17 protein-coding genes are annotated in these 17,559 nt (G+C 70.9%); 12 read left to right on the top strand and 5 right to left on the bottom strand.

What is annotated here, in order from left to right; translation table 11 throughout:
• The first annotated feature begins 17 nt into the window (after window positions 1-17).
• Window positions 18-1,775, top strand: a complete 1,758-nt coding sequence (locus AB0H43_RS34305; RefSeq protein WP_360006364.1) for a beta-L-arabinofuranosidase domain-containing protein — start codon at window positions 18-20, stop codon at window positions 1,773-1,775.
• A complete protein-coding gene (locus AB0H43_RS34300; protein WP_360006361.1) occupies window positions 1,772-3,868 on the top strand; it encodes a trehalase family glycosidase in 2,097 nt (698 codons plus the stop codon). Before AB0H43_RS34305 ends, AB0H43_RS34300 begins: the two co-directional genes overlap by 4 nt.
• Window positions 3,869-4,023: 155 nt before the next feature.
• Here the strand turns inward: AB0H43_RS34300 and AB0H43_RS34295 are convergent, their stop codons facing one another.
• Both AB0H43_RS34295 and AB0H43_RS34290 read right to left on the bottom strand, forming a co-directional pair.
• The gene (locus AB0H43_RS34295) at window positions 4,024-4,593 is read right to left on the bottom strand and encodes a hypothetical protein (protein ID WP_360006359.1); all 570 of its coding nucleotides are present in this window, start codon (window positions 4,591-4,593) and stop codon (window positions 4,024-4,026) included.
• A complete protein-coding gene (locus AB0H43_RS34290; protein WP_360006356.1) occupies window positions 4,590-5,621 on the bottom strand; it encodes a helix-turn-helix domain-containing protein in 1,032 nt (343 codons plus the stop codon). The genes AB0H43_RS34295 and AB0H43_RS34290 overlap by 4 nt, the downstream gene beginning before the upstream one ends.
• Before the next feature lie 49 nt (window positions 5,622-5,670).
• On the opposite strand from AB0H43_RS34290, the gene AB0H43_RS34285 reads away from it, so the two are divergent.
• The 3 genes from AB0H43_RS34285 (at window position 5,671) to AB0H43_RS34275 (ending at window position 7,219) form a co-directional block, all read left to right on the top strand.
• Entirely contained in the window at window positions 5,671-6,198 is a 528-nt protein-coding gene (locus AB0H43_RS34285) for a methyltransferase domain-containing protein (RefSeq protein ID WP_360006354.1), read from the top strand.
• Window positions 6,199-6,284: 86 nt separating this feature from the next.
• Window positions 6,285-6,527: a hypothetical protein gene (locus AB0H43_RS34280; protein WP_360006351.1), complete on the top strand. Its 243-nt coding sequence runs from the start codon at window positions 6,285-6,287 to the stop codon at window positions 6,525-6,527.
• A gap of 5 nt (window positions 6,528-6,532) precedes the next feature.
• Complete coding sequence (locus AB0H43_RS34275; protein WP_360006348.1) at window positions 6,533-7,219, top strand: HAD-IA family hydrolase; 687 nt, start codon at window positions 6,533-6,535, stop codon at window positions 7,217-7,219.
• On the opposite strand, the gene AB0H43_RS34270 is transcribed toward AB0H43_RS34275, so the two are convergent.
• Window positions 7,201-8,010, bottom strand: coding sequence for an MOSC N-terminal beta barrel domain-containing protein (locus tag AB0H43_RS34270; protein ID WP_360006346.1), 810 nt, complete (start codon window positions 8,008-8,010; stop codon window positions 7,201-7,203). The two genes, AB0H43_RS34275 and AB0H43_RS34270, sit on opposite strands and share 19 nt — an antisense overlap.
• A gap of 120 nt (window positions 8,011-8,130) precedes the next feature.
• Here AB0H43_RS34270 and AB0H43_RS34265 point away from each other — a divergent pair, with 120 nt between their 5' ends.
• Both AB0H43_RS34265 and AB0H43_RS34260 read left to right on the top strand, forming a co-directional pair.
• Window positions 8,131-8,958: an alpha/beta fold hydrolase gene (locus AB0H43_RS34265; protein ID WP_360006343.1), complete on the top strand. Its 828-nt coding sequence runs from the start codon at window positions 8,131-8,133 to the stop codon at window positions 8,956-8,958.
• A 141-nt stretch (window positions 8,959-9,099) separates the two neighbouring features.
• Window positions 9,100-9,768 carry an O-methyltransferase gene (locus tag AB0H43_RS34260; RefSeq protein WP_360006341.1) on the top strand — a complete coding sequence of 223 codons (669 nt, stop codon included), beginning with the start codon at window positions 9,100-9,102 and terminating at the stop codon, window positions 9,766-9,768.
• Window positions 9,769-9,777: 9 nt separating this feature from the next.
• Here AB0H43_RS34260 and AB0H43_RS34255 read toward each other — a convergent pair whose 3' ends face one another.
• Window positions 9,778-10,404 carry a TetR family transcriptional regulator gene (locus AB0H43_RS34255; protein ID WP_360006339.1) on the bottom strand — a complete coding sequence of 209 codons (627 nt, stop codon included), beginning with the start codon at window positions 10,402-10,404 and terminating at the stop codon, window positions 9,778-9,780.
• Window positions 10,405-10,452: 48 nt separating this feature from the next.
• Here AB0H43_RS34255 and AB0H43_RS34250 point away from each other — a divergent pair, with 48 nt between their 5' ends.
• From AB0H43_RS34250 to AB0H43_RS34230, 5 genes are all read left to right on the top strand, one after another.
• Window positions 10,453-11,280 (top strand): ABC transporter ATP-binding protein, encoded by an 828-nt coding sequence (locus AB0H43_RS34250; RefSeq protein WP_360006337.1) that lies wholly within the window; start codon window positions 10,453-10,455, stop codon window positions 11,278-11,280.
• Window positions 11,277-12,017, top strand: a complete 741-nt coding sequence (locus tag AB0H43_RS34245; RefSeq protein ID WP_360006336.1) for an ABC transporter permease — start codon at window positions 11,277-11,279, stop codon at window positions 12,015-12,017. The genes AB0H43_RS34250 and AB0H43_RS34245 overlap by 4 nt, the downstream gene beginning before the upstream one ends.
• Window positions 12,018-12,094: 77 nt before the next feature.
• Window positions 12,095-13,021 (top strand): hypothetical protein, encoded by a 927-nt coding sequence (locus AB0H43_RS34240; RefSeq protein ID WP_360006334.1) that lies wholly within the window; start codon window positions 12,095-12,097, stop codon window positions 13,019-13,021.
• A gap of 120 nt (window positions 13,022-13,141) precedes the next feature.
• Window positions 13,142-13,339: a hypothetical protein gene (locus tag AB0H43_RS34235; protein WP_360006332.1), complete on the top strand. Its 198-nt coding sequence runs from the start codon at window positions 13,142-13,144 to the stop codon at window positions 13,337-13,339.
• A complete protein-coding gene (locus AB0H43_RS34230) occupies window positions 13,300-14,337 on the top strand; it encodes an HEXXH motif-containing putative peptide modification protein (protein ID WP_360006330.1) in 1,038 nt (345 codons plus the stop codon). The genes AB0H43_RS34235 and AB0H43_RS34230 overlap by 40 nt, the downstream gene beginning before the upstream one ends.
• Here the strand turns inward: AB0H43_RS34230 and fxsT are convergent.
• The gene (gene fxsT / locus AB0H43_RS34225; RefSeq protein WP_360006328.1) at window positions 14,324-17,557 is read right to left on the bottom strand and encodes an FxSxx-COOH system tetratricopeptide repeat protein; all 3,234 of its coding nucleotides are present in this window, start codon (window positions 17,555-17,557) and stop codon (window positions 14,324-14,326) included. The two genes, AB0H43_RS34230 and fxsT, sit on opposite strands and share 14 nt — an antisense overlap.
• Between the last annotated feature and the right edge of the window lie 2 nt (window positions 17,558-17,559).

The raw sequence follows: 17,559 nt of genomic DNA, 5'->3' as shown, positions 1-17,559 counted from the left end.
CCGCACCGACGTCGGGGGTGAGGTTGCATCCCCTGGGCTTGCCGGACAGCCGGATCACCGGCGGGTTCTGGGCCGGCCGGATCGCCGCCAACTCCGCGGCGATCCCGGTCGGCCGTGAGCGCCTGATCGAGGCCGGGAACATCGGCAACCTCCGGATCGCCGCCGGGGAACAGACCGGCGCGGCGCGCGGGGCGGTCTTCTGGGATTCGGACGTCTTCAAATGGATGGAGGCAGCCGCCTGGGAGTACGCCCGCAGCGAAGACCCGGAGCTGCTGGGCCACCTCCGCGACCTGACCACGACGGTCGAGGCGGCCCAAGAGAGCGACGGCTACCTCAACTCCGTGATGCGCCTGCGCGGCGAACCGCGGTATGCCCAGCTCTGGATGAGCCACGAGCTGTACAACGCGGGTCACCTGTTTCAGGCGGCCGTGGCGGCGACCCGCGCCACCGGCGACCGCACGTTGCTCGAGGTCGCCGTACGCTTCGCCGACCACCTGGCCGAGAACTTCGGTCCCGGCAAGCGCGGTGAGCTGGAGGGGCATCCCGGGATCGAGACCGCCCTGGTCGAGCTGTTCCGGGAGACCGGCGAACGGCGCTATCTCGACCTGGCGGCGTACTTCGTCGACGCGCGCGGGCACGGCCGGGCCACCAAGCCGGGCTTCGACCCGTCGCACTATGCCGATCCGGCGCACTACGCCGACCGGGTGCCCATCCGGGAAGCCGCCAATTTGGAGGGTCATGCCGTCCGGGCGGTCTACTTCGCCCTCGGCGCGACCGACGTCGCGATCGAGACCGGCGACGCCGAGCTGCTGGCGGCCGTACGCCGGTTGTTCGACGCGATGAGCGCCCGTCAACAGCACGTCACCGGGGGCGTCGGGTCGCGCTGGGACGGCGAGGCGTTCGGGGACGACTACGAGCTGCCGCCGGATCGGGCGTACGCCGAGACGTGCGCGGCCATCGGCGTCCTGCAGTGGGCCTGGCGGCTGCTGCTCGCCACCGGCGATCCCCGGTACGCCGACCAGATGGAGCGCATCCTGTACAACGCGGTGCTCCCAGCGGTGTCGCTGACCGAGCCGGAGTACTTCTACGTCAACACGTTGCACCGGCGAACGGGGGCACGCGCCGACGTGCAGCGCTCCCCCGCCAACGGCCGCCGGCCGTGGTTCAACTGCGCCTGCTGCCCGCCCAACGTCATGCGTACGCTCGCCAGCCTGCCGGGATATCTGGCGACGGGGACCGAGGACGGTCTCCAGATCCACCAGTACGCCCAGGGCACCCTCCGATCCGGGGACTTCGCGGTCGACGTCGAAACGGCGTACCCCTGGGACGGCCGGGTGGTGGTGACCGTGCTGGAGGCTCCGGCGCACCCCGTCGAGCTGGCTCTACGCGTACCACTTGGTGGTGAGTATTCGCGGACCTCGCGCGTCTTCCAGCCGGGTGACCAGGTCGTGCTGGAGCTGGACCTGACGCCGAGGCTGATCGTGCCGGACGAGCGGGTGGACGCGACGCGCGGCTGCCTGGCGGTGACGCGCGGACCCCTGGTGTACGCGCTGGAGCAGCCCGAACACCCGGACGCGGTGCTGGAGGACCTGCGGCTCGACCCGGCGGCGACGATCCACGCCGAACCCCGGCCCGATCTGCTCGGCGGCGTGACCTTGCTGCGCAGCGACGCCGACGGCCCACAAGAACTGACGCTCATCCCGTACTACGCGTGGGCCAACCGCGGCCCGCACGCCATGCGGATCTGGATACCGACCCTGGAGAACCACCGATGACCGAGCACCATCCCGTCCCGAGGGACTGGAACACCTGGGACACGCAGTACCACACGGCCGCCGCCCATCTGCCCTCCGGCCTGCGGATCCGTGCCGCGATCGTGGCGCCGGACGGCACCGTGACCGACGGCTTCACCTGGCGGGAGGGCTTGGCACGGCTGGGCCACCACACCGTCGACGGCGAGTACGCCGAGGTCACCGTCCGCGCCGGGGAAGCGCTGCTGCGCCTGGTCTTCACCAACCCGGCGACGGACGTCCTGGCGGGACTGGCCGAGCTGCTCCCCGGTACGCCGCCCGGCCACAGCGTCCGCTTGATCGTCGACAAGCTGCCCGAGGCAGGCCCGGTGGATCTCACCCGCTGGCACGCGACGCTGCCGGAAGGTTCGGACGTCCGCGACGGCGTCGTCACGCTGCCCGGACGCGGTGGCGTGTTCACCTGGGCGCCGGTCGGCGTGACCGCTCCGGCCGTCGACTTCGAGGCGGCGAAGGTCGCCGCCGAGGCGAAGGCGATCGGCAGCTCAGGCTGGCTGGGCCGGGCGGCCGAGGGCTACCAGCGTGCGCTCACCTGGAACACCGTGATCCGGACCGATCTCGCCCGGGTCATCACGCCCACCTCCCGGGACTTCGTGCACGCCGGGCGGCGCGGGTTCTACGGCACCTGGGCGCTGCACGGCTGGGACACGTTCTTCTGCGGGCTCACCGCGACCTGGATCGACCACGACTTCGCGCGGGGCATCTACGACCAGATGCTGGAGCAGGCCACCGACCGGGGCATGGTGCCCAACCGCGTCTCCGACGAACGCGGGCGCACCGACGACCGGTCGCAACCGCCGGTCGGGGCGTATACGGTTGTCAAGTCGTACCTGAGCACCGGGTTGTCGGACGAGACGCGCGACCTGTCGCTGCTGAGCGGAGCGTATGACGCGCTGCTCGGCTGGCACGACTGGTGGACTCGGGATCGGGTCGGCCCGTTGGGCCTGCTCACCTGGGGCTCCGACCCGACCGGCGATCCGAAGTCGGCCACTGTGGACAGTACGCGGCGCGAGTCGGGGATGGATGACTCCCCGATGTTCGACGAGATCCAGTACGACCCGAAGACGCACACGATGGACCTGACCGACGTGGCGCTCACGGCACTGCACGCGGTCGACGCCGAGGCGCTGACGTTCATCGCCGACCGGCTGGGTTTCACCGACGTCGCGGCCCGCTTGCGCGGCGAACTGACCGACGCGCGGACCGCGGTGGAGGAACGCTTCTGGGACGAGGACGCGGGCCACTACCGGAACCTGCGGGCCGACGGCTCGTTCGACATCCACCTCGCGCCCAGCATGCTGTATCCGCTGCTGGCCGGAGCATCCTCACCGGCACGGGCACAGCGCGCGGTCGAGACCCTGCTGACGCCTTCGCTCCTCGGCGGTTCGCCGCCGCTGCCGAGCGTGTCGCGCAGCGACCCCGGCTACAACCGGCACTACATGCGCGGCCGCGTCTGGGGGCCGGTCGCCTTCCTCGCCGTCGAAGGGCTGCGCCGGTACGGACTGGACGAGCACGTCGACCGGATCGTCGACGAGCTGCTCGGCATGTTCCGGGTCGAATGGGAGGAGCACAGCCACGTCCACGAGAACTACTTCTCCAGCCCGGACGAGGACATCCACCCGTTCGAGGCGCGCTCGGACTTCCTGCTCAGCTGGGGCAACCTGCTGGCGTACCTGGCGATGCAGCAGCTGGCCGACGCCCGGCCCGGCGGCTGGCGGTTCGCCCGCCCCGGGCGTACGGCCACACTGACCAACCTCAACCTGCGCGAAGGCCGCCTCAACCTGTACGCCGACGACCGGCTGCGTGTACTGCTGGACTCCGCCGTGCTGGTCGACGCGGATTCGTCCACCGTCGTGTCGGACTATTCGCGTAGCTCGACGGTGGTGTCGGCGGTCGTCGCCTCCGACGGTCCGGTACGCCTCGGCGTCCCTGCGTCAGCCGGCGACACGGTACGCGTCCAGGTCGGTTCTGCTCCCGAGTCGTCCGTCGCCGTCGGCGACGACCGCACCGTTGCGGTGACCGTCTCCTCCCCCGGTACGCCGGTGACCCTCACCGCCTGACACGCACTCTTGACCTACTTGATCATCGCGGGATGCCGGATAACGCGGCTAAGATCGTTCGCAAAGCCGCGTTATCCCGGGATCCCGCGACGGTCACGCGCCGGATCAGCACGACGGAGCAAGCACCAAGGATCCCGCGACGGTCAAGCGCCGGGTCAGCCGGCCGCGGCCGCGACGAGCAGCGCCAGCCCCACTCCGAGGTCCACCACGCCGCAGAACTCCGACCACGGCCGGTTGACCACCCGGTCCACCTTGAAGTGGTACGCGTCCCAAGCGCCGTGGAAGAGGAAGCCGACCCCGGCGACCGCCACCGCGAGGCGGGGCTCCACCACGGCGCACAGCAGGCTGAGCGCGCCGAAGAACGCCATGCCGCCCGTCTGTACGGTGAGATCGCGGAACCGCCGGGCGGCGAGCACCCAGATCCACAGCACGACGAGGACGGCCGACATCCCGACGGCGGGGTGCGGGCCACCCGAGCGCAGGTAGAGGATCTGGAAGACGGTGACCACGATGCTCAGCACGACGAAGGCGGGCCACGCGGTCCACGGCCGGCCGAGGGCGTACGCCATCAGGTAGATCCCCGCCATGGTGGCGATGGCCGGGCCGAACAGCAGCTCGTCTCGTGAGCTGAGCAGCAGGACGGCCACCGCGCCGGCGATGGAGACCAGGCCTAACGCGGTAGGCCAGCGATCCCGGAGATCCCCGAGGGACAGAATGCGACTCACGAGCCCGATCGTGCCGCACCGGCGGCGGCGAAGCCCGGATCCAGGCCTAACGGGTCCGATTCCATGGGCGGGGCGACGGGATTCCTGCGGTACGCCGAAGGCGGCACCCCGTAGTGCGTCACGAACGCCTGCCGCATCGTCTCCGTACTGCCGAACCCGCATCGGCGGGCGACGGCGGGCAGCGGAAGGCCGGTCGAGGTGAGCAGGTGTGCCGCCGCCTCCGTACGCGCCCGCCGCACGTACTGCGCCGGGGTCTCTCGCACGTAGGTGAGGAACAGCCGGGACAGGTGCCGTTCGCTCACCCCGGCCAGTTTGGCGAGCGCCCCGGCAGTCAGGTCGTCGGCGAGGTTGCTGACGATGTGGCTGGTCGCCCGGCGTACCACGAGGTCGTCACCGTCGCGCCGGGTCAGGAACATGCTCAGCTGCGCCTGCGCGCCCGGCCGTTGCAGGTACGCCACCACGCCGAGCGCGACGCCCCGCGCGAGCGCCATCCCGTGGTCGTCCTCGACGAAGGCGAGGGTCAGGTCGAGCGCGCTGGTGACGCCGCCGGAGGTGGCCACGTCGCCGTCGCGGACGTAGATCGGATCGGGGTCGACGATGATCTCCGGATAGGTCCGGGCCAGTTGTTCGGCGTACATCCAGTGGGTGGTGACGCGCTTGTTGGTCAGGAGTCCCGCCTCGGCGAGCACGGTGGCGCCGGTGCAGACCGAGGCCACTCGGCGGGACAGCGCGGCGAGCCGGCGTACATGGCCGACCACGACGGGATCCTCGGCCGCGTCCCGGTGCCCGAGGCCGCCGCTGACCAGCAGCGTGTCGATCGGTCCGCGGAACTGTTCCAGCGCGGCCTGCCCGGCGAGCTGCAACCCGGAGTCGCAGATGATCGGCCGGCCGCCCGGCGTGGCCAGCACGCTCCGGTACGGCGGGCTCGCGCCGATGCGGTTGGCGATGTCCAGACTGGACGTCACGCAGGCGATGTCGAGCAGCTCGGCGCCGTCGTAGCCGACGACCAGGATCACGCGCTCCGGCATCACCCCACCATATGCGCGGTCGCAAGCGTCCGTTTGGTATGACAGACGGATGGCGGTGGGTGCAATTCCGGAACGGGTCCGCTGGACCGTGGAGAAGATGGCGGTACGCCCCGGCGACCGCCTCCTGGAGATCGGGTGCGGCCGGGGGGCGGCCGTCTCCCTTGTCTGCGACCGTCTGCGCAGTGGGCAGATCACCGCGATCGACCGGTCGCTCACCATGGTGAAGTACGCCGAGCAGCGCAACGCCGAGCATGTCGCGGCCGGCCGGGCGGTGTTCCAGACCGCCCCGCTGGACGGCGCGGATCTGCCGCGGCGGCGGTTCGACAAGGTCTTCGCGGTCAACGTGAACCTGTTCTGGGTCCGTTCCTCGGCGAGCGACCTCGACATCATCCGGCGGCTGCTCAAACCGTCCGGGGCGATGTTCCTGACTTACGAGCCGCCGGCGATCGCGCGCGCCGAGGCGATCGCCGACCGGGTCGCCACGTTCCTCACCGAGCAGCGCTTCGACGTCACGACGACCTACGGCGCGACTCATCGTTCGGCGTTGGTCTGCCTGACCGCCCGACCGGCGGGCTGACCGAGCATTACTCAATTACGTACAGTGGCCCTGGCGTCACGGTGGCGGATCTGAAAGGATCTTTCCCGGACCTGGGGAGGAACGTAGTGACTCGGCACCTGCCAGCGTGGTACGGCATCTTCGTCGGAACGGTCGGCGGCATCGGCATCGCGGTGGCCCTGGTGCGGGCGCTCGGCTGGACGCTCGTCACCCTCGGCACCGTGCTGCTCGCCGAGTCGATGCTGGTGATCCCGCTCGTGGCGCTGATCGCGTTCGCCCGCCCGCGTACCGCCCGGGGGCGAACGCGTACTGCTGAGCAGCCCGGCGCTCTCGCCGACCTGAAACGATGACGCACATGGACGACGCGGCGATCCGGGCGGTGGTCCTCGACGTCGACGACACCCTCTGCCTCACCGAGGCCGCCTGTTTCGCCTTGGAGAACGAGGTCCTCTCCCGCATCGGCGCGACGCCGATCGAGCGGGCCGTCCATCGGGCGACCTGGGGCCAGCCGCTGCTCACGGCGTTGCCGACCCGGTCGCCCGGGGTCGACCTCGACCGGTTCGTCGCCGCGTACCCGTCGGTGCTGGGCCGCTACGTCGCCGAGGGACTTCTGGACGCGATCGTGCCGGAGAACCTGCGCGCGCTCGACGACCTCGCCGCCGCCGGGCGGGCCGTCTACGTGCTCACCTCCCGGACCGAGGAGGAGATGCGGCATCTGCTCGCACCTGGCCACGCGCTCGCGGGCCGGCTGAAGGGGGCCTTCCACGCCGGCAACACCAGCTTCGGCAAGCCCGATCCGCGGGCCTTCGACGAGTTCCTGGCCGAGACCGGCTTCGCGCCCGCGCAGTGTGTCTACGTCGGAGACTCACCGGGCGACGCGGACGCCGCGGTCGGCGCAGGCCTGCGCTTCATCGCCTGTCTTCAGAGCGGCGTGCGGGACCGGTCGGACTTCGCCGGCCGCGCGGTCGACGCGTACATCCCGGCCTTCCCGGACATCGTGTCCGCCGTCGCCGACCTGGAGCTTCACGCCACCACGACGTGATCGCCCGGTCGCACCCACCCTGGGACCACCACTTGCGCGTACACCCCGGCGCACGGCTCGGGGTCCCGTCCCGGCAGCGCTGGCACCCGGTTGTGCTCAGCGAGTACGCGCAACGCAGAGGTGTCGCGGGGCAACTCGCCATGGGCGAGCGTCGGGATGGCGCAGCGTGGGGTGGAAGCGATGACGCGCAGCACCACCTCGTCGCCGATCCGCAAGTCTCCACCCACCCAGGCGTGCTCGGGAAAGCCGGGTCCGGTCGTGTCCACGACGATGTTGGGCCGATAGCGCTCGACCTCGATCGCCGTACGCGGACTCAGCGCGGCGACGCTCCGCAGGGTCGACGTGGTGAGCAGGTGAATCGGCGCGAAGTCGAAGAAGGTGCCGCTGGGTGCGGCTGAGCCGAAGTGGACGACGTCGGCGTCGACCTCGGCGTCGAGCCCCCGTGCCAGCACCTGATCCGGTTTCGACCGATCCAGCGACGCCCCGGGCGGGGGCGTGTCGGCCAGGCGCACCGGCCGCCCGACCACCTCGGCCAGTCTGGCGTCGTCCAGCGGGCGACCGCCCGGCCCGAGGATGACCACGCCGTCCGGCCCGGCCGTCCCCCGGCACGTGAGCAGCGCCCGCCACAGGCGGGGGGTCTTCGCGCTGGCGATCTTGCCGGTGACTTGGTCGACGACGGCCCAGCGACGGTCGCCGGCCAGCCCACACTCGGTCACTTCCGCCTCGCTGACCTGCTCGCCCAGCATCGACTTGATCGGATGACGCCAGAGTTGCGCGACCGTGCCCACCATGATGATCAACCTATCGTGGGGCCCGGCGAAAAATTCTTCCCGGGGCGCGATGAGTTTCGCCGGCCGAGACCGTCATAGGTGGTGTCAGATGACGTTGAAGGAAACCTCAAGGAGCCGATCATGACCACCTGGACCACCGAAACCGCGGGCACCGGCCAGTACGCCGAGGTCAACGGGATCAACCTGTACTACGAGACCTACGGCGAGGGCCGCCCGCTGATCCTGCTGCACGGCGGGCTCGGGTCCGGCGAGATGTTCGGCCCGGCCCTGGCTCCGTTCGCCGATCACCACCAGGTGATCCTGGTGGACCTGCAGGGCCACGGGCGGACCGCCGACATCGACCGGCCGCTGGACGTGGCGCTGATGGCCGACGACATCGCCGCGCTGATCGACCACCTGGGCCTGGACCGGCCCGACGTGGTGGGTTACTCGCTCGGCGGCGGCGTCGCGTGGCACGTCGGGTTCCGCCACCCGGAGAAGATCGGCCGTCTCGTCGCCGCCTCCGCGAACATCAAGCGCAGCGCGATCTACCCGGAGATGCTCGGCCAGCAGGGGCAGGTCGGCGCGGCGGCGGCCGAGTTCATGAAGGACACCCCGATGTACCAGCTCTACCAGCGGGTCGCCCCGCGCCCCGAGGACTTCCCGCGCCTGCTCGACAAGATCGGCGCGGCGATGGCGAAGGACTTCGACTTCACCGAGGAGGTGCGCGCCATCCAGGTGCCCACGCTCGTCGTCGCGGCCGACGCCGACATGGCTCCCCCGAGCCACTACGTCGAGGTCTTCGGCCTGCTCGACGGCGGGCAGCGCGACGGCGGCTGGATGGCCGAGGGCCGCCCGGCGGGCGGGCACGCGCTGGCGATCCTGCCCGGCCTGACGCACTACAACCTGTTCCAGTCGCCGCTGTTCGCCGCCGTCGCCATCGACTTCCTGGACGAGCAGAAGAGCTGATCGGGTCCACGACACCACGGCCCGCTGCCCTCCGGCGGCGGGCCGTCGAGTTTCCCCGGAACACGGGCTTCCAGCTGCGTCTCCTCGGCGACGACCAGTGGTAACGTCCTCCACGCTGCTCAGTCTCCGGAAGGAACCCGCATGATGCAGAGCACCTGGACTGCGGTCGACGGCTACTTCGCGGATCTGCTCGTGAAAGAGGACTCCGCGCTCGCCGCAGCGATCGAAGACAGTGACGCGGCCGGTCTGAGCCCCCTTCAGGTGGCCCCCAACCAGGGGAAACTGCTGAACCTGCTGGCCCGGATCCAAGGTGCGCGGACCATTCTCGAAATCGGCACGCTCGGCGGCTACAGCACGATCTGGCTCGCCCGCGCCCTCCCGGACGACGGTCGCCTCGTGACGCTGGAGGTCGACGAGCACGCCGCGGCCGTCGCCGGGGCCAACGTCGAACGGGCCGGCGTCGGGCATCTCGTCGACATCCGGGTCGGCAAGGCCCTGGAGACGCTGCCCACGCTCGAAGCCGAGGGCGCCGGCCCGTTCGACCTCGTGTTCATCGACGCCGACAAGCCGTCCAATCCCGACTATCTGGCGTGGTCACTCAAGCTCACCCGGCCCGGCAGCGTCATCGTCGGCGACAATGTGGTCCGCGAGGGCGCCGTCACCGACCCGACCGAGGACGATCCCCGGGTCGTCGGCGTACGCCGATTCACCGAGCTGATCGCCGCGGAGCCCCGCCTCGCCGCCACAGCGGTGCAGACGGTCGGTGTGAAGGGGCACGACGGCTTCGTCCTCGCCGTGGTCACCGACTGAGCCGAGGGCTCACGACCATCGCACTCGGACCAGCGACAACAGGTCCTGCAGATCGGCTTCGTACTCCGCGTCCCAGTCCGGCAAGCGGTCGAGCACCTCGCTGAGCCGGCGATGGGCGGGAACTTCGTCGGCCGGGAACTGCGCTCGCCGGCCTCGGGGGTTGATCGTGCCCGCCGAGAATCGCCCGCTGGCCTCGCTGGCGGCGTACCCGAGGGCGAAGGTCGTGATGAGCCGCTCGACGCGCGGCACTTCGGCCTCCGGTACGCCGAGGTCCAGCAGAGCGCCGTAGACGGCGTCGACCAGGCGCACGGCGTCGGGCGTGACCGCCGGCCGGGCCAGAAGCAACGCGTACGCCGAGGGGTGCCGCCGCGACAGCTCGCGCGCGGCGCGGCCCACCGCCAGCAGCCGCTCCTCCGGGGTGCCGTCGACGGGCACGGCGGGCAGCAGCTCGGCGAGCATCCGGTCGACGAGCCCGTCGAGCAGGCCGTCCTTGTCCCCGATGTGCGGGTAGAGCGCCATCGCGGTCACGCCGAGCTTCTGCGCCAACGCGCGCATGGTCACGCCGGTCAGGCCGCGTTCGTCGGCCAGCTCCAGCGCGGCGTCGAGAATCTGGCGCTTGCGATCATCCTGAGCCACCTCTACAGTGTAGATCTATACACCGTAGATCACAAAGGAGGTCAGCCCATGCTCTCCGCGAACGACCTGGTCAAGCAGTACGGTGACCGCCGCGCGCTGGACGGCTTCACTCTCTCGATCGCCCCCGGCGAGATCTGTGGGCTCATCGGCCACAACGGCGCCGGCAAGACGACTTTCGTCGAGATCGTCACCGGCCTCGTCCGCCCCGACGCCGGGGACGTCACGATCGACGGGCGGACGCCCGCGCAGGCCCGGGACCGCATCGGGGTGGCGCCCCAGGAACTGGCGCTCTACCTCTCGGCGAGCCTTCGGCAGAACCTGCGCCTGTTCGGCGGACTCGCCGGGCTCCGCGGGCGGGCGCTCCGTCAGGCGATCACGGAGACCGCCGACCGTCTGCTGCTGACCGACTGCCTCGACCGCCCGATCGGGTTGCTGTCGGGCGGGCAGCGTCGCCGGGCGCAGGCCGCGACCGCGTTGCTCCACCGCCCCCGCCTGCTGCTGCTCGACGAGCCGACCGTCGGCGCCGATCCCGAGACGAGGGCCGCCTTGCTCGATCTGATCAAAGAGGTCGCGGCGACCGGCACGGCCGTCTGCTACACCACCCACTACCTGCCCGAACTGGTCGAGCTGGGCGCCACCCTCGCGCTGTGCTCGGCCGGTCGGGTCATCGCCCGGGGCGATCAGGAGAGCCTGCTCGCGGGGCTGCCCGGCCATCTCGACATCACCCGGGCCGACGGCAGCGTCGAGCAGATCACCACCCCGGATCCGACTGCGGCACTGGCCCGGCTGCTGACCGAAGGCGTACGGCCGTCGGCTGTGGACATCCGGCCGGCCACCCTCGACGACCTCTACCACCGCCTGGCGGTGGCCCGATGAGCGCCGCCGCCGTGCTGATCCGGCACAACTTCGCGCTGTTGCTCGCCGAACCCGGCCCGGCGCTCAGCCGCGTCGGCATGCCGCTGGTGCTGATCACCGCGCTACGCCCGCTCTACTCGGCCGCCCTCGGGTCGGCCGGACTCACTCAGGCGGTCACCGGGATGCTCGTGCTCTTCTCGCTGCTCGGGCTGAACATCATCGCCGGGGGCATCCTCACCGAACGCTCGTGGCACACCCTCGACCGGCTCCGCGCCACCCCCGCCCGGCCCGCGCAGATCCTGGTGGGCAAGGCCGTCCCGCTCGGCACGGTGCTGCTCGCGCAACAGGGCGCGCTCATCGCGTACTCGATGATCTTCCTGGGGTTGCGCGTGCCGCGACCGGACCTCCTGCTGGTCGCGGGCGTGAGCTGGGCGGTGACCTTGCTGTGCGCGGGGGCCGCTCTCGCCACAGTGGTACGCAGCCAGAGCGAGCTGAGCGCGGTCAACGACCTGGGCGGGATGTTCTTCACCGTGCTCGGCGGTGCGATGGTGCCCTTGACCCTGATGCCGGCGTGGCTGCGCGCCGCCGCCCCCGCGTCGCCGGGATATTGGGCGCTGCACGCGCTGACCGCCGCCCTCGACGGCGACGCGGGCGCGACCGTCCGAGCCGCAGGCGTCTTGCTGGCGGTCGCCGTCGTGCTTGGCGCGTTCGCCGCCTGGCGGATGGCGCGCGGATGGGGCCGCAACCGTCTACTGTGACCGGACGACGGCGGGTTGGCCGGGCGGTGGTACCGTGCCTGACGATCTTGCTTGAGGACGTGCCTTTGGGAGGACGCGTGAACACCGACCCCTCGACCAACATGGTGGTCTTCGAGATTCCGGGCTACCCCGAGCCGTTCATCTCCAGCGGGCCGACCCAAGCCGACGACTGCGTGCAGCAGGCGTGGTTCGCGGTGCCGGTCGAACGGCGCGCGGCAGCCGACGTGAGCCGCATCTACTCGGAGTGGCAGCCGTCGGCGGTGGACGAGGACTTCATCGGACGGACGTTCCCCCGGGCCGCGGTCACCTACAGCTTCGACCGGCCCGGCCCCGGCGGCTGGGAGGCGGCGTACGCCGAGGTCCGCCAGACCATGGAGCAGGCGGAACGGCAGCACGCGGCGGCGCAGGCGGTGGACAACATGGAGCACGTCGCCGAGAACGGCCAGCTCCTGCCGATCCTGTGGAGCTGGTCGTCGCCCACGATCGACCTCCTGCAGCATCTCCCCCATCGCGATGTCGTCCCAGGGCGGCTGCACGTCACCGTCGCCGCGGTCGCCACCACGCCGCAGGGCCGCATCGGCATGAACCACCTCACCCACGCCAAACTCGGCACGCAGCCGTTCGAAGAGGTTCTCGCGACGGCGTACGGCGCGCTCGTCTCGGGCCTGCGCGTCGACGTCGGCGAAGATCGCGAGCGCCCGGATCGGGGCCGTTTCCTGACGCTGCGCCGCGAAGGCGCCTTCGCCTCATCCGCCCTGGCGCTGCCCGACTTCCACGACCAGATGAGCCGTACGCTCGGCGCCGACCACCTCGTCGTCGCACTCCCCGACCCGGACACGATCCTCGTGACCCGCCAGGACTCCGGCTGGGTGGAGTACCTCGAACGCTGCGTGCTCGACTCCCCGTACGCCGCCGGCGAGATCGTGCCGAGCCTGGTGGCGCTGGAGCCGGCCGGCATCCGGCTGCTGGTCGAACGCCACGAACGCCTCTCCCCCGCCGCGTAGCCAAGCATTCCGCCATTCCGCCGGGTGCAGTGTGACAACCACCGGTCACATAGGGCATTCGCGGTGCGGCGTTGTGAGAGACTGGACAGGACTTACTTCGCCGTCGCTTGCGGGAAACCGATGGATGACGAAAGACCCCTGCCGAGCCGGGCGCCGTTGCCCGACATCTCCGGCGATCGCCTGAACCGCCTGCTGCTGGGCGATGATCCAGCGTTGACGGCAGCCGTCGCGGATCTGGTCGCGCTGGTGCACACGCACCCGGAGAGGACGCTCGCGGGATGGAACAGCTTTCTCGAGACGCGCCCCGTCTCGGACTGACCCCTGGCGAGTTGCGGGAGTTCGCCCGGAGCGCCGCCGGGCGGGGGCAGATCGAGAAGCTGCGCGACGCTCAGTTGACTCGGACGCTGTTGCTGATCCGGCATCTGGTCAGCACCGATCCGGAGCTGATTCCGGCGGCGACGGTGATCGGGCGGGCGTACGAAGTGGATTCGGGCGCGGTGCTGGAGGTCTTGCGGCTGCCATGGCTCGGAGTCTGGGCGACGCATCGGACGCGCGGGTTGGCGTCGGCTCCCGCCGGTTATCTGGACGCCGTCGCGCGGCGGGCGGCGAATGGAGTCGGGATCGAATCGGACTCGATGGACGACTGGCCGGCCCTGACGCGCTACAGCCTTCGGCATAACGGGCGCAGTCTGCGGCTCACGGTGGACGACGCCGACCCTATGCGGGACTGCTTTGGTTTGGCCCTCGCCAGTCGCCTGACCGACGCCGCGCACGCCGCCGCGAAGTCCACATTCGACGCCGCTTGGCGGCTGCTCGCCGACTGCGCCCCCGCGTACGCCGACGAGCTGGCGTACGGGTTGACGACGTTCGTCCCGCTGGGCGACGCCGGGGCGGGCAATCACAGCGTCACGAACTCCGACGCGTTCGGCGCGTTCGCCAGCGAACCCGGGTTGAGCCCGGTCGAGCTCGCCATCGCGATGGTGCACGAGTTCCAGCACAGCAAGCTCAGCGTCGTCATGCACCTGGCCGACCTGTTCGATCCCGCCGACCAGGGCTGGTACGCGTCACCGTGGCGCGCCGACCCCCGGCCCATCACGGGACTTCTGCACGGGGCGTACGCCTTCACCGCCGTGGCGGATCTGTGGGCTGCGCTGTGCGTACAAGCTGAGTTCGCGGAGCGGGCCGAGGCGCGCCTGGCCGAGGTACGCCGACAGCTGGACCAGGCGTTCGCGGAGCTGGACCGGGCCACGAGCCTGACCGACGCGGGCCGGTTGTTGTGCGCGACGCTGGCCGCGCGCACCGTCAGATCAAGCTGATCGTCTCGATGTCGCACTCGATGCGGCGCCGGTTCCGGGCGGCCTCCACCTCGGGGTGCTCCGCGCCGAACTTCTCGGTCAGCAGCCGCGTCGCCTCCGCGAGCATCGGCAGCCCCGTCTCCGCCTGGTCGGTCTGGATCAGGTCGACCGCGGCGTTGACCATGCAGTAGTAGGTGTACGCGTGCTGGGGACCGCGGATGCGTTGCGAGTCGGCGAGGATCTCGGCCGACAACGGCTGGGCCTCGGAAACCCGGTGGGCCCGAACCAGGTTCATCACCACACCGCTGCGGGCGCTGAGCAGATACGGGTGCTCGGCTGGGAGGCTGCGGCGCAGGCCGTCGAGCGTGCGAAGGCTCAGGGCCTCCGCCTCCTGGTCGAGGTCACGGGCGCGCAGGATGGCCGCGACGTTGACGGACGCGCACCACACCAGCGGGTGGTCCTCTCCGTAGATCTCGCGGAACAGGTGGAGACTGCGCATCGCGTAGGTGTGGGCGTCCCGGGCGTCGCCCCGCGCCCGGAGCGCGTTCGCGGTCGTCATTCCGCATTCGGCGGTCATCAGATGGTCGGGACCGAACCGGCGGGTGGCCAGGAGGTGGTTGGCCCGGCCCTCGGCCACCGCCTCGTCGAGCCGGCCGAGCTTACGCAGGCTCGCCACGTAGACGCAGGTCGCCCGGAGCACGGTCAGGTGATCCGCGCCGAGCAGGCTGCGCTGGATCGGCAGCGAACCCTCCAGCAGCGCGGCGGCGTCGGCGTACCGGCCGAGGAGGTAGAGGTCGCGCGCCTGGGCCTCCTGGGCGAGGACGATCGGGATCGCACCGTCCTCCAAGGTGCGGGCGTGCTCCTCGACTTCGACGTTCAACGCGTAAGAGGCGGCGAAGTCGCCGGTCAGCCGCAAGTCCATGGCCAGCGAGTTCATGATGCGCAGCGTGCTGGGATCGGCGTCGCCGAGCACCCGGCGCTGCGTCTCCAGGGTGCGGGCGTCCAGCTCCCGGGCCTCGGTCACGCGGCCGGCCCGGCGCAGATCGGCGCCGACGCTGTTCGCGGCGCCCATCGTGTACTCGTGCTCCTCGCCGAGCGCCACGACCATGCGCTCGTACGCCGCCAGGGTGACGGCCGCCGCCTGCGGATCGTTCAGCTGCCGCAGCGCGTCGCCGTAACGGCGCAACGCCAGCAGGGTCAGCGCGTCGGTGCTGGGCTCGCCGTCCTCGCCGGGAATGTCCCAGAAGGCCAGCGCCTCCTCGACCAGTGCGCGGCAGCTCTCGTAATCCCCGGTGTTGTAGAGGTAACGCACCTGGTCCAGCACTGTCCGGCGGGCGTCGACGTCGCCGTGGATCAGCCGGGCGGCGTGCAGGTGTGGCGCGATCTCCGAGTGCCGGGGCCAGGTCCCCCGGTCGTCGGGGAAGCCGGGGTTGGCCGCGGAGAGCAGGCGCTGCGCGTTCAGCAGCGGTTCGGCGGAGGTCAGGCCCTCCCGGACGACGAGGTGGACGAGCCGGTGGATCTGGACCCGCTTGTTCGCGTTGTCGATCCGGGCCAGGCCGAGCGCGCCGAGGTGGCGTACCGCGCGGGAGATGTCGTTGCGTTCCTGCAGCACCGATCGCAGCGGTTCCGGGAGACCGGCGGCGCGGCGGCCCTCCCAGAGCAGCCGCGTCGAGATCGGCTCGGGCGCGAGGTGGACCAGCAGCTCGAGGAGCTGGACGGCGGCGGCGGACCGTTCGGCCAGCTCAGGCAGCGCCAGCGAGACGACGGTCAGCACGGTGCCGTTGTACTCACGCGGCCGCCCTTCGGCGAGCAGCGTGGTGGCCCGGCTTTCCAGGTCCTCCAGATATTCGTCCACCGAGGACGGCATGGTCAGCAGCCAGCTCGCGGCCTGCTCCAGCGCCAGCGGCAGATCGTCGAGCTTCTCGGCGAGGTCGTGGGCCTCCCGGTCGGATGTGTCGGGCACGCGCGCCTGGAGCAACTCCAGGGACTCCGAACGGCTGAACACGTCCAGTTCCAGAGTGGCGCCTTCGGCGGCCCACGCGGTGTTGCGGGTCGTCACGATCACGTGGCCGAGTTCGCCGACGACGTTCGCGGTCGGCATGAGCGGGGCCAGTTCGGCGGGATCGGTCGCGTTGTCGTAGACCAGCAGCCAGTTTTGCGACGTGGTCGCCAGGTGGTCCAGCAGAGCGCGGATCCGTTGTTCCATGCTGGGATTGGGCGGGATGCCGGCCCGATCGGCCAGCGCGGAGAGCGAGGCCCGCACGGTCGCGATGTTCTCCGCGTTGATCCACCAGATGATCTGGTAACGGCTCTGATGAAGGTAGGTGTACTCGACGGCGAGCTGCGTCTTGCCGACGCCACCGGCGCCGCGCACGCTCGCCTTCGGCAGGACCGAGGCCCGTGCTTGATGGCTCAGCGCGGCGTCGAGCGTGGCGAGGCTCTCGCGGCGGCCCACGAAGTACTGGTTGCGGGCGGGAACGCCACCCCAGACCAGCGCAGGCGGTTGCGTCGTCCCCGAGTCGGTGACCTTGATGATCGTCGTGGTACCCACGTCGGGACCTTCCTCATGCGCCGGCAAACCTGTGTTCGAGCCCGGTCCCGCGGCCGCGCTGATCAATCGCGCCACGCGGCGAGCGTTGTCCAGGTCAGCCCCGGTCAACCCCAAATCATACCGTCCACCGGTGAGCCAAGCCTCGATCCCGGTGCTGTTGCCTTCCCGACCGGCGACCCCGGCCGCGGCCGGTGTCTCGTCGGCCCTCCCCGGCAGCCGCTCCAGGAGCAGCGCCGCGAAGGCGATCATCGCCGGCGCGCCCCACGCGTCGGCGCGCTGCCAGCCGACCTGCTGCAGGACGACATCCGGCTCGTCGATCTCGACGCGGGCGTCCATCACCTGACCGGCGACCTCGGCGACCACGTCGGGCCGGACCTCGGCGAGCAGCGCGGCCAGTTCGACGCGCGCGAGGATCTGCCACGCGGGCAGGACGGCACTCTCCTCGCCGAACGCGGCCGCCGCCCGCAGCAGCGTCGGCAGGCCCTCCGGCACGGCCGCCAGCGCCTGGACGATGAACATGAGCTCGGCCTTGTTCGACACGTTCCGCCGGTTGTCGCCCACGACCTGGTGACCGAGTTCGCCGTGCACGGCTTCGAGGCACATCAGGCGTTCGTCCGCGTTCTTCAGCACTCCCACCGTCAGGAGTGCGTCCCGCAGCTCGGTGGCTTGCCGGATCAGCAGGCGGGGCATGA

This window comes from Hamadaea sp. NPDC050747, assembly GCF_040654195.1.
Taxonomy (GTDB): domain Bacteria; phylum Actinomycetota; class Actinomycetes; order Mycobacteriales; family Micromonosporaceae; genus Hamadaea.
This window is presented reverse-complemented; position numbering and strand designations above follow the sequence as displayed.

Coding starts and splice junctions, on each gene's coding strand:
- AB0H43_RS34235 (WP_360006332.1), top strand. CDS start 13,142: ATGGATGACGAAAGACCCCTGCCGAGCCGGGCGCCGTTGCCCGACATC.
- AB0H43_RS34275 (WP_360006348.1), top strand. CDS start 6,533: ATGGACGACGCGGCGATCCGGGCGGTGGTCCTCGACGTCGACGACACC.
- AB0H43_RS34230 (WP_360006330.1), top strand. CDS start 13,300: ATGGAACAGCTTTCTCGAGACGCGCCCCGTCTCGGACTGACCCCTGGC.
- AB0H43_RS34245 (WP_360006336.1), top strand. CDS start 11,277: ATGAGCGCCGCCGCCGTGCTGATCCGGCACAACTTCGCGCTGTTGCTC.
- AB0H43_RS34285 (WP_360006354.1), top strand. CDS start 5,671: ATGGCGGTGGGTGCAATTCCGGAACGGGTCCGCTGGACCGTGGAGAAG.
- AB0H43_RS34250 (WP_360006337.1), top strand. CDS start 10,453: ATGCTCTCCGCGAACGACCTGGTCAAGCAGTACGGTGACCGCCGCGCG.
- AB0H43_RS34290 (WP_360006356.1), bottom strand. CDS start 5,621: ATGCCGGAGCGCGTGATCCTGGTCGTCGGCTACGACGGCGCCGAGCTG.
- fxsT (WP_360006328.1), bottom strand. CDS start 17,557: ATGCCCCGCCTGCTGATCCGGCAAGCCACCGAGCTGCGGGACGCACTC.
- AB0H43_RS34300 (WP_360006361.1), top strand. CDS start 1,772: ATGACCGAGCACCATCCCGTCCCGAGGGACTGGAACACCTGGGACACG.
- AB0H43_RS34270 (WP_360006346.1), bottom strand. CDS start 8,010: ATGGTGGGCACGGTCGCGCAACTCTGGCGTCATCCGATCAAGTCGATG.
- AB0H43_RS34265 (WP_360006343.1), top strand. CDS start 8,131: ATGACCACCTGGACCACCGAAACCGCGGGCACCGGCCAGTACGCCGAG.
- AB0H43_RS34260 (WP_360006341.1), top strand. CDS start 9,100: ATGATGCAGAGCACCTGGACTGCGGTCGACGGCTACTTCGCGGATCTG.